A 12,685-nucleotide genomic window follows, 5' to 3' on the forward strand; every position below is an offset into this window, starting at 1 on the left:
AAGCTAATGACCAGGCCGGGTCAGCCTCAAACCACGAGGCTAAGCCTCAGCAGGAGGGGTATCTTCCGCATCAGGGCTGGGGGAGGAAGCTTCCCCTGGCCTCTGGCCTTCACCAGCCTCCCCGGCAGCACCAGCCCCGCTGGTGCTGGCGCCTGACGAAGAAGAGCCATAGATCAGATCAGTCAAATCCTTATGGGTCCGCTCAATGATACTCCGCAGGCGCGCCAGCCGCTCGGGATTGCCCATCGAGGAGCGACCTGCGATCATAAAGAGGCGAGCCACCTCGCTGGCCTCCTGGCGCAAAGCTTGCAGCTCCGGGGACCAGAAGCGGGCACCGGCGGCGTGCAATGGCCAGGCCGGGCCGAAGCGTTCCACCTCGCGCTGATGCTCGGCCAGGAAAGCGCGCCCAGCATCGGTAATCGTATAGACCTTGCGCCCCTCGACCTCACTCGCTGTGATGAAACCGCGATCTTCCAGCATCTGCAAAGTCGGGTAGATCGAGCCAGGGCTAGGCGTATAGAAGCCGCCGGCACGCTCCTCCAGCACCTTGATCATCTCATAGCCGTGCATGGGCCGCTCCTGGAGCAACTCCAGCAAGACATATTTCAGATCGCCGCGGCCAAAGAGGCGCAGCCGCTCAGCAAACGCTCCAGGACCGTGAGGACCTCGACCGTGGGGGCCAGGTCCATGAGGACCCGGTCCGAAGGGGGGCCGTGCTCGACGGGCCTGCCAAAAAGAAGGAAACGAGGGCTTGGGTGGGCGCTGCCAAGGGAATGAGTCACCGTCATCCCAGCCGTAGGACTGCCAGACAAAGCGTCGACCGAACATGAACCTAGCATACTCCTTTCTCTCTATCTACGGCCTATCTCTCTGGAGGAGCCGATCACGGTACAGTGAGATAGCGATATATCGGAAACTCCTTTTCAGTATAACGATATATCGTATTGTTGTCAAGGGGAGCGAAGCAGCCCGCTTGCAGAAGGCTGGGGGGCGTGATAGGATGATAAACTGAGAAAGTGGAGAGGAGCGAGGAGCCGCCAACTCAACGCAGCCAGCAACTGACCATGCCCCGCAGCGCTTGCAAACCGAGCGAAGACGAGACTCTACTACCAGCATTCACCAAGCGTGTATAGTTTCTCTTAGGTTGGATAGAGTAGGTCGGGGAAAGTCCCAAGAGAGGTAGATGTCGTTTGTCAGTCGAGACTGGAATCAGCCACAGGAGATGTGAGGTGCCAGAACAGTATTATCGCCCAGGAGAGTGGCATGTCGGAAAGCGAGTTGTCACTATTGGCGGAGGCTCTGGAACCTTCGCCCTCCTTTCGCATCTCAAAAAGTACCCGTACAACATCAGCGCCATAGTCACCATGTCAGACAGCGGAGGAAGCTCGCGTCGCCTCATGGATGAATTTCGGCGCCAATTGCCGCTAGGGGACCTGCGGATGTCACTGGTAGCTCTGGCGCGCAATGGGGCACTCTGGCGTGAGGTCTTCATGCATCGCTTTGAGACCACGGACGAGCAGGGGGAAGGCAAAGGCGGAGTGGGAGGTCACAGTCTGGGTAACCTGATCCTCAAAGGTCTCCAAGATATCAACAACGGCGACCTCATGCTAGCCATCGAGGATGCCCAGGAGCTTCTCAACACCGCCGGGCGGGTGCTGCCGGTCACACTGGCCCAGACCACCATCTGCGCAGATTTGGAAGATGGCACCACCATTTGTGGCGAGACTGAGATCGACACGCGCGGTAAAAAGAACCTGGGACCACTCTCGCCCATTGTACGCCTGCGCATGGTGCCCGAAGATGCGCCCGCCTGTCCTCAAGCCATCCGCGCCATTCGCCGAGCCGATGTGATTATCATTGGCCCAGGCGACCTCTACACCAGCCTCATTCCTAATCTCCTGGTCAAGGATATCGCGCGGGCCGTGCGCGAGTCCGAGGCCGAAAAAGTCTACGTCTGCAATCTGATGACCAAGCATGGCGAAACCGATGGCTACAAAGCTTCCGATTTCGTCAGCGAAATCCATCGCTACCTTGGTGGCCGTGTCGACCGGGTTATAGTCAATGATGGACCATTCCCTCCGGAAGTGCTCCGTACCTATGCCGAAGAGAAGAGCGAGCCGGTCGTCGTTGACCGCGCTCGTCTAACGCGACTGGTGCCCAATGTCGTGATCGGTCATTTCAATCTTGAAGATGACATGTTAGCTCGCCATGATCCTGAACGCCTGGTACGGGCCATCTTCTCGTCTGATCCTCTCTAATCAAAGCGCGGCAGGCGGCTTGGACCCCTCTCTCGGGAGGTGACCAGCAGCCACCAAGGGCTGTCGCTCTCTCTTGCGCTCCCAGCCTGTAGGTGAATGTCTGCCAGCGCTGGCAGACGCTGCCCTAATGTGGAGTCTAGGGATCAACAAAAGCTTAGTGAGGGATAGGATAGGTAGAGCAGGCGGCATCAGTAACAGCGGAGCACAGAGTGCCCTGACACAGCGAGGCCAACCTGACGGTCCTGTCTAGCGTCCATCGAACTTCTGTGGACCGTGACAGGCGGCAAAAAGGTGGCCTCGCTGGTTAGTGGTCCGCTAATGGCTGCTCCCCGGCTGAGCCTCACTGAGCGCAGATGACCAGGAAGACTGGCCAGAAACCTTCTCGGCAGAGACAAACTAACTCCTTTTCCCAGGCCGGTTACTTGCTCTGGCTGGCTGGCTGGCTGGAAGAACCACTCAAAGCTCAGATTGCCTGGTTTGTACCTGGTTGCTCTGCGCCTTCCCTTCCAACGAACTGAGCGATCTCTCTCTGGCCCTCCTCTCTCTAGGGCAGGCTGCGAGCGATCTGCTCGAACTCCTCGCGCGGGAACGCTCGCATCGTCTGGGTTCGCACGCTGCCTTGAGCGATGGTGCCAAGAATCAAGCGCGCGGCAGTCTGATCGTCAGGAGCTTCGGTAATGATCACATAGTCATACTGACCCATAACAAGATAAAAGCCGATAAGCCTGCCTCCTGCTTCCTGGACCGCCTTCTCGAACATCTGGAGACGTTCGGGGGCATTCTTGGCTTCCCTGATCCCTTGCTCGGTCAGATTGACCAGGCTGATGTAGGTTGGCATCTGAGGACCTCCTCGCCCTTGACAGGTCTTCAACTCAAGATGGAGCGCTACAGGGTCGGCCTTCTGTTGCAATTGTACACTCCCAATTGCACTTTCACAAGCTCTACTGCCAGCCTGTCAATCCTTTCTTTAATCAAGGTGTTTTATAATACTCCTCTTTCAGGCTGATGGGCGCTGAAAGAAAAGGCGATGCTCGCAGTAGCCGGCCAGCATACCGACCAGAGAGAAGAGGGCATTGGTATGTCCAGGCGGTGAGCCAAGGACGATCAGGCCACTATCAAGCAAGAGATAGGCCAGCATGGCCAGGACCATGCCAAGGTAGGGGCGAACAAACCAAGTGATGAGCAAGAAGAGCGGCTGACCCCGTGAAGCCGGCTGGCGCAAAGAGACCAGGCAACTGACGCAGCCGCCGAGCAATCCGTAGGCCAGAACCAGCCAGGGTACGCCAAATGGAGCGAAATCCGGCGTAAAGATCATCTGTCCGAAGCCGAGTCCTTCGCTGATGGCCAGTGCCAGAACGACCAAGAGCAAGAGCGCGTGATAGATGGCCAGGGCCAGGAGCCAGCCCTGAGGGGCTGGTCGAGGGGTAGCCGAAACTGACTCGGCGGAGGGAGCGGAAGGCTGCCCCGAAGCGGTGCGGGCTGGCGCTAGCGAGGCTGCAGGCGCCTGAGCAGGAGAGGCCGAGGTGAAGTGCTCATCAGTACTCATCACGGCTACGATTGGCTCTGTATCCAGCTCAACTTTCTTCTCAGCGGAAGGAGGAGCTACGACAGGCCCGGCTGCTGCGCTGCTGATCCCGCGTGTGGTTGGGCCTCCCGCCGTCGATGGCTCAGAGGAAGAGGGGTTGATCCGGCCTTCCAGGTCCAGCAGGTAGCTCTCTGGCAGCTTCTGGCGACGGGCGCTCTCCAATAGCTGCCGCAGATAAGGATCGCCGACATAGCGCTCAGGCAGGCGTGGCTGGAAATACTTGCGCACCGTTGCGGAAGCGATATAGGTTGTACAGGTAATCTCGCGCTGGCGCAGAGGTTCGTGAACCACCACCGTCAGTGGTTCAAACAAACCGATCGGCGGAACGGCGTCGTGCACCTTATCCAGAGGCACGACACCATCCTCTGCCGGCAGGGCCAGCCGGCGGGGCACTCGGTAGAGCATGCCCCAAACCGTGGCAGCCGGATCGCTGCTCGGCAAGATCGAGGCCACAACCTCGCCCGTCGCTGTTCGCACTGCGCCGAAACCCAGCTCATAGCCCTTTAGCATTCCTGGTCCGTAAGGCAATGCCAGCCCATCTAGCAAGTGGGGACTATTCAAGACCACCGTATCCATCTCGGGGCCATATTCGAATAGCCACAGAAATTCATTGCGCTCCTGCCCTGGCTGAGCCAACGGGGCCTGCTCCTCTTTCTCCGCCGCCTGACTGGCGATTGGAAGCGGCGTTTCTTCCAGGGAACTGTATTCCTCGGGGACAGGAGGCGCCGCAGGAGCCTCCTCAGGGAACGGCGCACCTCCCTCTATCTGCTGACGAGGGTCGAAAGCACTCCCCATCTCCCCAAGAGCTAGCGAAGGCGGCCGCGGCGTACTGCTGCGCACAATGGGCACACCAGGAGCGACAAAATCGTCACCTCGTCGCCGCCTCTCTCCACGTCCCTCTTGTCCCTCACGCATCTCTCTTCTCTCCCGTCGCTCTTGCTCATTAGTAGCCTCGCGTTCCCGCTCCTGGTCACGCGCTGGCTGTACCTCCCTTGATGGATTAACCCGTCGCTCTCCTTGAGCTGGCTGCTCAATGTCACCGTCACCGTGCATATCACTTCCCCCTTCCAACTCCAGGCGCGGTGCCTGTTTCTCCCTCTCTGCTGCGTCGTATATCCTCAACGCCTCTGCCTGTGGCACTACGCCGCGCCATACCGAATCGTGCCAGGGCCTAGGGCCTGGATCGGTCGTGCTCCATTGCTCTCGCAGCAGCCGGAGCCTAGCCCGTCCAGGCAAGCAGCTAGGAGTACTGGCAGACCTGCCTGCTCCTCTGATTGACTGGCTCATTCGGCGGCTGACTATCTCCTACTTGCTTGCTTCTCTCTGACTGCAACCTCTCAGCGTGCCTCAGGCCCAGAGGGCAAGCTTGCGGCGCTGCAAGTCAGAGCAGGATAGGGCCGATACGTGGCCCTCTGCCTGATCTTTCTCGCTATACAGGAGCAGGCAAGCAGAATATGGAGATATTGCGAGAGATAGCTACACTACTGCAATTGATAGGATACACATTTGAATCGCTTTCGCCAAGTCTACAGGACCTGTGGCTAGCGAAAGTCGCTGAGCGGTTCCTTATTGAAAAAGCCGCGCTCGGTCACAATAGCGGTGACCAGCTCGCCGGGGGTGCGGTCGAAATAGAAGTTACGCACCTCGATGCCGGCAATAGGCTCGTCCAGCACCTCCTCCGGCTCTTTTTCTTCGAGTAAGGAGAGATCACCGGTCCAGGGCTGGGGTGAGATTTTCAGGGACTCGCACAGGACATAAAAGGGAATGCCATAGCCGCGGCTTGCCCAGGCCAGCAGAGCGGTGCCGGCTTTATTCAGAACGTCGCCGTTGGCGAGGACGCTATCGGCGCCGACCACCACGGCGGTGCAGCTTGGGAGAAAGATGGCGGCTTCGGCATCGGTGATGAGCGTAACAGCGAGATTCATGGCTTGGAGGCGGCGAGCCATCTCCCGGCCTTCATAACGTGGGCGTCCTTCCAGGACAATAACCCGTTTGATCTGGGAGGCACAGGCGTGTAGAGCCTCCAGGACGGTGCCTGAGAGGCTATGCGTCATCAGGGTGCCGGCCAGCAGCGGGCGGGCATGAGCGATGATGGCCTGCGGGGCACGCTCGTATTCTTCGCGCAAGCGAGCGGCTTCCAGCGCCATACCTGCCAGCCCCCCTGGCGCCTGCAGGATACGCCTGACCGCCCCGGCGATAGCTGCCATTGCTGGACGAGCCTGCATCAGCTCCTCACCGGCGGCGCGTAGCTGGGCCAATCCCTCTTCTGGCGAGCTGTGCGGGGCGCGTGCCAGCTCCTCCAGTATGGCAATGGTCTCGCCCACCAGCCAACGTGAGCCATGTTCGCGGTCATTGCGCACAGCCTCAATGCGCTCCTGGAGATTCTTCATGCTTTTCTCCCTTCCTGGTTCTAGCTTGGCTTTCGGGCTTGGTCGATGCCATTTTACTAGTTATTATCGCTCTCCCTGTAGGGACGTGCCAAGAGCCAAACCTGGCCAGCTAGCTTGTACTGCCTCCTCTCTATACCGCTGCCGGGCAAGGTCCGGCTCAATTGGTTCTGTTTTTGCTGCTGGCATTGGCTCTTGTGATTCGCCAGGTAGCGCACTACACTGCTATTGGTATGAGCCAATGCAGGAGGGGGGAAAGAACATGCGACACTCACGCCCAACTGAGCAGCATACGCGCTCGTGGTCCGCTGCTCCTGCCGCCTCTGTCTTTGTTCGGCTCGATCGCAGCAGCAGTGTGCCGCTCTATCGGCAGATCTACCACCAATTGCGTGAGGCGATCCTATCCGGCTCTCTGCCCGAGGGGGCGCGCCTGCCCACAGAGCGCGCCTTGGCGCGCGAGCTGGGAGTCAATCGCACGACGGTCATGAATGCCTACAATGAATTGGCGAGCGAGGGCCTCATCGAAGGGCACGTCGGGCGTGGAACGCTAGTCCGGCGCAGCCTGCTCTCTCTGGAGGATGAGGAGTGTGAGCCTGAGATGCCATCCTGGCTGTTGGGGTTGGCTGCCGGTGAGAGTGAGATGCTCGGTCCAGATGCGCGTGTGCTGAGCGAGCTGATGGCGATGGCTGAATATGGAGGGCTGATTTCCTTTGCCAGCGCCATGCCTGAGCCGGCCTTGCTACCGGCGGAGCTGTTCCGCACCATCTGTCAGGATGCACTCCTGTCTGAGCGTCAGTACGCTCTCGGCTACTGTCCTGTAGAGGGCTTGCAAAGCCTGCGCCAGCAGGTGGCCATGCGCATGCGCCGGCGTGGTGTGCCCGTGGAGGCTGGCCACATTCTGATTCTTTCCGGCTCGACGCAGGGCATCGGCCTCGTCGGACGCTTCTTGTTACGCCCCGGCGATGAGGTTGTAGTCGAGGTCCCGACTTATATCGGTGCGATTCAGGCTTTCCGTGCTTTAGGCGCGAGAGTGATCGGTATCCCCCTGGATAGCGAGGGCATGCGCCTGGACCTTTTGGAAAGCGTGCTGGCGCGTCATCGCCCACGCTTGATTTATACGCTGCCGACTTTTCAGAATCCGACTGGGGTGGTGATGTCGCCTGAGCGCCGACGGCGCTTACTGTTCCTGTGCCGGCGCTATCAGGTACCAGTATTGGAGGACGATACCTACGGCGAGTTGTATTTTGATACGCCACCTCCACCGCCGCTGAAGGCGCTTGATAGCAGTGAACAGGTCATCTACCTGAGCACCTTCTCCAAGATGCTGGCTCCGGGCCTACGCGTGGCCTGGCTAGCCGGCCCGATTCCTATGATCGAGCGCCTCTCGTTGCATAAGCAGATCTTCGATCTGAACACGAATGCTCTTGGTCAGTGGCTGGTGGCTGAGGTATTGCGGCGTGGCTGGTTGGATGAGCATCTCCAGCGTCTCAGTGCTGCTTATCGGCGCAAGCGTGATCTGATGCTCGAGGCCATTGAGCGCTACTGGCCCCGTGAGGTGCGGGTTAATCCTCCTGGTGGAGGCTTCCATCTCTGGTGTCGTCTGCCGGCTGGCCTACGTGCGCGTACGCTTTTGCGGGAAGCGGCTGCCGAGGGGGTGGCCCTGCTCAACGGTGAGCCATTTCATGTCGACGGCGGTGGTCAGCAGTATATCCGCTTGAGCTATGCCTATCCCCCGGAGGCACAGATCGAGGAGGGAGTACGTCGCATCGGCGTGGTGCTAAAGCGCTTGCTGCTGCGGCGCAATCAGGAGCAGGCCCGTTCCTCTCCTTCGGAGCATATCCCGATGGTCTAGTCGCCTGACTGCCTGGATGTGACCTTGTCTTGTCTTCTCCGGCTGGCTGTCGACGGTGCGCTCTCTGCTCTAACACGCGTTTGTTGACAGCCTCCTCAGAGTGTCGGAAAATGGTGACCAGGTAGGGCCGGCGCCGTTGGTCAGAGGGCGGACCGGACCGGCTGAAGCGCACTTCCCCTCTCCGGCGCTCGCTGAAGCGCAGACCGATGGCGGCTGGCGAGCTGCCGACCAAGTGCCACCTGAGCCTGTTCGCTGGCAGACGCGGGCAAGCAGTCTGGCCATCACGTCTGGATTCAAGATCCTGGCTGCTGGTGAGAGGGGGCTTAGTCTTGAGTCTCGGCCCTGGGTTCCGGCCTTGATCTTCCCGAAGGCTGGCTAGGCTGAGGCGAGTCGGAGGCACTGGTCTGGCACTGGCTGAAAGGCGCCGACGGTGCAAGAGCCAAGAGCAAGAGGAGTGTCGGGAGTTGAATCGGCTGACTGCTCCGGGCAAACGGCTGTTTTTGAGCGGCGATGAGGCGGTGGCGCGGGCGGCGCTAGAGGCAGGCGTGCATGTGGCGACTGGCTATCCTGGCAATCCTGGCGGGGGGGCGCTGGCGGCGCTCATACCTCTGGCGAGGCGCTATGACCTGGTAGCTGAGTGGAGCGTCAATGAGAAAGTGGCGTTAGAGGTGGCTACGGGGGCTGCCTGGGCCGGCAGGAAGAGCCTGGTAACAATGAAAATGTCGGGCCTCAATGTGCTGGCAGATTCGCTGCTCTCGATTGCTCACAGTGGCGTCAATGGGGCCTTGGTGATCTATGCTGTCGATGATGTGGGGGTCTTCTATGGGATGGTCGAGCAGGATTCGCGCTACTATGCCCTGCTGGCAAGCCTGCCGCTATTGATGCCGGCTAATCCCGAAGAGGCCTATATGATGACCTTGCTAGCCTTCCAAGTCTCGGCACTCACAGGCGCCCCGGTGATGTTGCTTGGCACCACAGCGGTGGCCGCTGCTCAGAGCTGGATTCAGGTGGCGCCTCTGGATCGCCCTGCTGGTGAGGCAGCGGCGGACTTTCGCCGCGATCTGGCGCGCTTTACAAAGGCGGTGCCGCAGTGGTGTCGCGAACAACATGCTGCTGCTCTGGCGCGCCTGCAACAGGCGGGCAGCTTGTTGAACGCGGCCAATAGGCGCGAAGAGCCGGGTGCTGCCTGGGCGACTGCCTCTCTCTCCCAGCCAAGAAGAATCGGCGTGGTAGTGGCGGGGGTGAGTGCCGGGTATCTGGCAGAGCTACGTCTGCGCTTGCGAACTGCGCCGCCGCTGGCGGTCTTCAAGCTGGGGGTAGTGAACCCTTTACCTCTGGAGGAGCTACGGGACTTCCTGGCTCCACTGGAGGCGGTGCTTGTTCTGGAAGAATTGGAGCCGCTCATCGAGACACAGATAGCCGCGCTGCTAGCTGAGCATGGCCTCCAGCTACGCCTGCTTGGCAAGCGCAACGGTTTGCTGCCGCGCGTGGGCGAATACGATCTAGCGCTTGTGGCGCGCGCTCTGGCTGCTTTGTTGGCGGCGGCTGAGTATCATGAAGCAGCCTCTGAAGCTCTGACGCTGGCGGACCAGATGACTCAGGCGTCTGCTCTACTGTCGACCATTGCTCCCGCGTCTCCAATGTCCCTGGCTCCTTTAGCGCGCACCCTGGAATTTTGTCCTGGTTGTCCTCACCGCATGACGTACTACGCGCTCAGGCGAGCGCTGCAAGCCGCCGGCTATCAGCCTGATGAGATCATCACGACGGGCGACATTGGCTGTACTATTCTGGGTATGCATGCACCGCTCTCGGTGTGCTGGACCGAGGTCTCAATGGGGGCTAGCATAGGCATTGCTCAGGGGCTCAAATATGCCGGCCTTGAGCGCCCAGTGGTGGCGGCCATGGGTGATAGTACCTTCTTTCATGGGGGGATTGCTGGTCTGCTCAATGCCGTGCAGTCCGGGGTACGTCTGACCTTACTTTTGCTCGATAACGGCCTGACGGCCATGACAGGGCAACAGCCGAATCCGGGGTCATGGCATGACAGCACCGGGCGCCCAGCGGGACCGCGGGCCGATATTGAAACGATCGTGCGTGGCTGTGGCGTCACCTTTGTACGCACGGTTAATCCTTATGATCTGGAGGCGACAGTGACGGCGCTGCGTGAGGCCCTGAATTGCTCGGGAGTGGCGGTCGTCATTGCGCGGGCTCCATGCACGATTCCAGGGCGCTTATTGCCTGACCATACGGCACCCTTCCAGGTTGATGAGACCCGCTGCTGTGCTGGGCGCGGCTGCCAGGAACTGCCCTGTTATTACCAGGTTGGCTGCCCAGCGGTGGTACTCACGTCGGCGTCGGCGGAGGAGGACGCGGAAAAGCAGCTCACAGCTGAGCACGGGCCGCGAGTGCACATTGATCCGCTTAGCTGTGTAGCCTGTGGACTGTGCGCCGCTGCCTGTCCTTTCGACGCCATCAGGCCGCAAGAGAGCCTGACCAGGGCTGAGAGCGAGACGAAGGCCTTGGCCACGGCCTGGCCATCCCTTCTGGTGCAGGAGTAGGATCAATGCCCGCATCCTCTGAGGTGAGACCAGGCTGGCAGAACCTTATTCTGGCTGGCGTCGGTGGCCAGGGGGTGCAGACCGCGCTGGAGGTGTTGGCGCTGGCCGCCAATGAGGTGGGTCTGACAGTACATACCTTCGCTCCGCTGAGCTTGGCCCGTCTGGGAGGCAGTGCTTGCTGCCATCTGCGCTTCGGTCCCGTCCCGACGCCGCGCATTGCACCGGGACAGGCTGATTTGCTGATCGTTGTTGAGATGAGCGAGCTGCTGCGAGTCTTGCCGCTGGCGCGCTCCGGCGCCCTGGCCTTTATCTCTACCTGGCGTCGCCCTCCTCTGGCGGCCAGTCTGCAAGGCCAGCTTTACCCTCACCAGGCCATGCTAGCAACTGCCTTGCAACATCGGGGCGTCACCGGCATCTTTGTTGAGCCGCGCTGTCGCGATTGGTCACAAGCCAGTAAGTCAGCCTCAGAAGGCGAGGAGGTCCCTCCCGGTTTGCTTGCCCTCTATATGCTGGCCGTCTGTTGTAGTGCCACCAGCTTGCTCCCACGGACCTCCCTGGAGAAGGCCCTGGCTCGTCTCCTGGCCGAACAATCGGGGGTCGCAGCGCAGGCCCGGCGCCTCCTCGCTTGTGGCTGGCAATATGGGGCGCGGCTGCAGCTACCGCTGGAAAGACCTGAGTGGAACCTCTCGCTGGGTGACCAGGCTGGGGCTTGACAAATCCTTGTGGCTGCGGTAATATGCATACGCGAACACGGTCAAAGCTAAACCGTTGCTGTCTGGCAAACTAGCCTGTTGGGGTGTCGTTCAACGGTAGGACTGCCGACTCTGGATCGGCCAATCGGGGTTCGAATCCCTGCACCCCAGCCAGTCGGAGAGGCTATCAGGCCTCTCCTTTTTTATTTGCCTGTTGCTTGATGTTGGTCGCCGCCGCTGATCAGCGGCTGGTCGCAGGGCCGGCAGGGGCAACAAAAAGATGTGGGATAGCTAGCTGTGGCCCGGTGGAGAGAGGATGCAAGGCAAGAAGCCAAGCAGAAGATATTGTCTGAAGGTGGGGGATTACCGCAGGAAGAAACATCCGAAACGATTGGCTGACTCTGTCGTATAACAAGTAGATACGTTTTCTATTTTGATGTGCGTGTTCCCCACGCCGGTTTTGCAGGTTCAAGATCATCAGAAATGTGGGGGCAACGCTAAGAAGCGAGAGAGCCAGACTGGCAATCCCCTGGAGATCTTGACCTTTAGGGAAGGGAAATACTCGCCGTTATGGTCCTGTTCAAGCAAGAAAGAAAGGGGCATCACCATTGATGTCGACTGGCGCAGGCACGAGCACGGGCACCGGTTCTGGTCCAGCCGAGAGGACAACGTTTGAACCAGCCGGCAGAACTTCTTTAGAGGAGGAAATGCGTTCCGCCGCCCGCTGGACGCGCAGGCGTGATATCCCGCTGGCGATTCTGGCCTGGATGGCCCTGGGCGTGCTAGCTCTGTGGGGCATCAGTCATATTGCACACTCCTTGCTGATGCTGGTCATCGCTGCTTTGCTGGCCTACGCGATCGCTCCTGCGGTGCGCTTATTAGAGCGCTTCGTCCCGCGGCTCGTGGCCATTCTCCTCGTCTATCTCGTAGTCCTTGGTGGGCTAAGTATCTTGCTCTACTTCGTGATTACCACGACCATCGAGCAGATCGTCTCTCTGGCGCATTACGGGCAGCAAATGCTGACCCCGCGGCCTGGGGGCTCAGTCACGCCGTTAGAGGAGATCCTCAACCGTTTCGGGATTAGCGCCAGCCAATTGAGTGATTTGCGTCAGCAGCTCTTCAGCCAGCTTCAAAACATAGCCACCAGTGCCCTGCCGATTGTCACTGGGGTCTTCGAGGGTATCCTCGATATTATCATCGTGATGGTATTGAGCATCTACCTGCTCATAGATGGCGAGCGTGCGGTACGTTGGCTAAGGCGCGGCGTACCGACGAGACAGCGGGCAAGGACGCGCTTCCTTCTGGATACTGTGGAGCGGGTGGTTGGGGGCTACATCCGGGGTCAGCTTCTGC

Annotated in this window: 9 protein-coding genes and 1 tRNA gene; 6 read left to right on the forward strand and 4 right to left on the reverse strand. The window is 59.9% G+C overall.

Annotated features, from left to right (window positions below; genetic code table 11):
* Nucleotides 1-39: 39 nt before the first annotated feature.
* The gene (locus IRZ24_RS09600; protein ID WP_297163133.1) at nucleotides 40-828 is read right to left on the reverse strand and encodes a PadR family transcriptional regulator; all 789 of its coding nucleotides are present in this window, start codon (nucleotides 826-828) and stop codon (nucleotides 40-42) included.
* Nucleotides 829-1,229: 401 nt separating this feature from the next.
* Between IRZ24_RS09600 and IRZ24_RS09605 the strand changes: the two genes are divergently transcribed.
* Nucleotides 1,230-2,258, forward strand: a complete 1,029-nt coding sequence (locus IRZ24_RS09605; protein ID WP_297163136.1) for a gluconeogenesis factor YvcK family protein — start codon at nucleotides 1,230-1,232, stop codon at nucleotides 2,256-2,258.
* Nucleotides 2,259-2,802: 544 nt separating this feature from the next.
* Here the strand turns inward: IRZ24_RS09605 and IRZ24_RS09610 are convergent.
* The 3 genes from IRZ24_RS09610 to IRZ24_RS09620 form a co-directional block, all read right to left on the reverse strand.
* The gene (locus IRZ24_RS09610; protein WP_297163140.1) at nucleotides 2,803-3,096 is read right to left on the reverse strand and encodes a GYD domain-containing protein; all 294 of its coding nucleotides are present in this window, start codon (nucleotides 3,094-3,096) and stop codon (nucleotides 2,803-2,805) included.
* A gap of 159 nt (nucleotides 3,097-3,255) precedes the next feature.
* Nucleotides 3,256-4,896, reverse strand: a complete 1,641-nt coding sequence (locus tag IRZ24_RS09615) for a gamma-glutamylcyclotransferase family protein (protein WP_297163143.1) — start codon at nucleotides 4,894-4,896, stop codon at nucleotides 3,256-3,258.
* 488 nt (nucleotides 4,897-5,384) lie between these two features.
* Nucleotides 5,385-6,233: a translation initiation factor eIF-2B gene (locus IRZ24_RS09620; RefSeq protein ID WP_297163146.1), complete on the reverse strand. Its 849-nt coding sequence runs from the start codon at nucleotides 6,231-6,233 to the stop codon at nucleotides 5,385-5,387.
* A gap of 259 nt (nucleotides 6,234-6,492) precedes the next feature.
* Here IRZ24_RS09620 and IRZ24_RS09625 point away from each other — a divergent pair, with 259 nt between their 5' ends.
* The 5 genes from IRZ24_RS09625 to IRZ24_RS09645 form a co-directional block, all read left to right on the forward strand.
* Nucleotides 6,493-8,082: a PLP-dependent aminotransferase family protein gene (locus IRZ24_RS09625; RefSeq protein ID WP_297163150.1), complete on the forward strand. Its 1,590-nt coding sequence runs from the start codon at nucleotides 6,493-6,495 to the stop codon at nucleotides 8,080-8,082.
* Between the two features lie 464 nt (nucleotides 8,083-8,546).
* Nucleotides 8,547-10,640: an indolepyruvate ferredoxin oxidoreductase subunit alpha gene (locus IRZ24_RS09630; protein WP_297163153.1), complete on the forward strand. Its 2,094-nt coding sequence runs from the start codon at nucleotides 8,547-8,549 to the stop codon at nucleotides 10,638-10,640.
* Between the two features lie 5 nt (nucleotides 10,641-10,645).
* Nucleotides 10,646-11,353: a 2-oxoacid:acceptor oxidoreductase family protein gene (locus IRZ24_RS09635; protein WP_297163156.1), complete on the forward strand. Its 708-nt coding sequence runs from the start codon at nucleotides 10,646-10,648 to the stop codon at nucleotides 11,351-11,353.
* 79 nt (nucleotides 11,354-11,432) lie between these two features.
* A tRNA-Gln gene (locus IRZ24_RS09640) sits at nucleotides 11,433-11,506 on the forward strand.
* Between the two features lie 437 nt (nucleotides 11,507-11,943).
* Nucleotides 11,944-12,685: AI-2E family transporter (locus tag IRZ24_RS09645; RefSeq protein WP_297163160.1), on the forward strand; the 742-nt coding region annotated here is incomplete at its 3' end.

This window comes from Thermogemmatispora sp., assembly GCF_019683755.1.
GTDB lineage: Bacteria > Chloroflexota > Ktedonobacteria > Ktedonobacterales > Ktedonobacteraceae > Thermogemmatispora.

Bases quoted from the DNA above. Each gene is read 5' to 3' on its own strand.
- IRZ24_RS09600 (WP_297163133.1), bottom strand. From the start codon at position 828: ATGTTCGGTCGACGCTTTGTCTGGCAGTCCTACGGCTGGGATGACGGT.
- IRZ24_RS09615 (WP_297163143.1), bottom strand. From the start codon at position 4,896: ATGCACGGTGACGGTGACATTGAGCAGCCAGCTCAAGGAGAGCGACGG.
- IRZ24_RS09625 (WP_297163150.1), top strand. From the start codon at position 6,493: ATGCGACACTCACGCCCAACTGAGCAGCATACGCGCTCGTGGTCCGCT.
- IRZ24_RS09635 (WP_297163156.1), top strand. From the start codon at position 10,646: ATGCCCGCATCCTCTGAGGTGAGACCAGGCTGGCAGAACCTTATTCTG.
- IRZ24_RS09610 (WP_297163140.1), bottom strand. From the start codon at position 3,096: ATGCCAACCTACATCAGCCTGGTCAATCTGACCGAGCAAGGGATCAGG.
- IRZ24_RS09620 (WP_297163146.1), bottom strand. From the start codon at position 6,233: ATGAAGAATCTCCAGGAGCGCATTGAGGCTGTGCGCAATGACCGCGAA.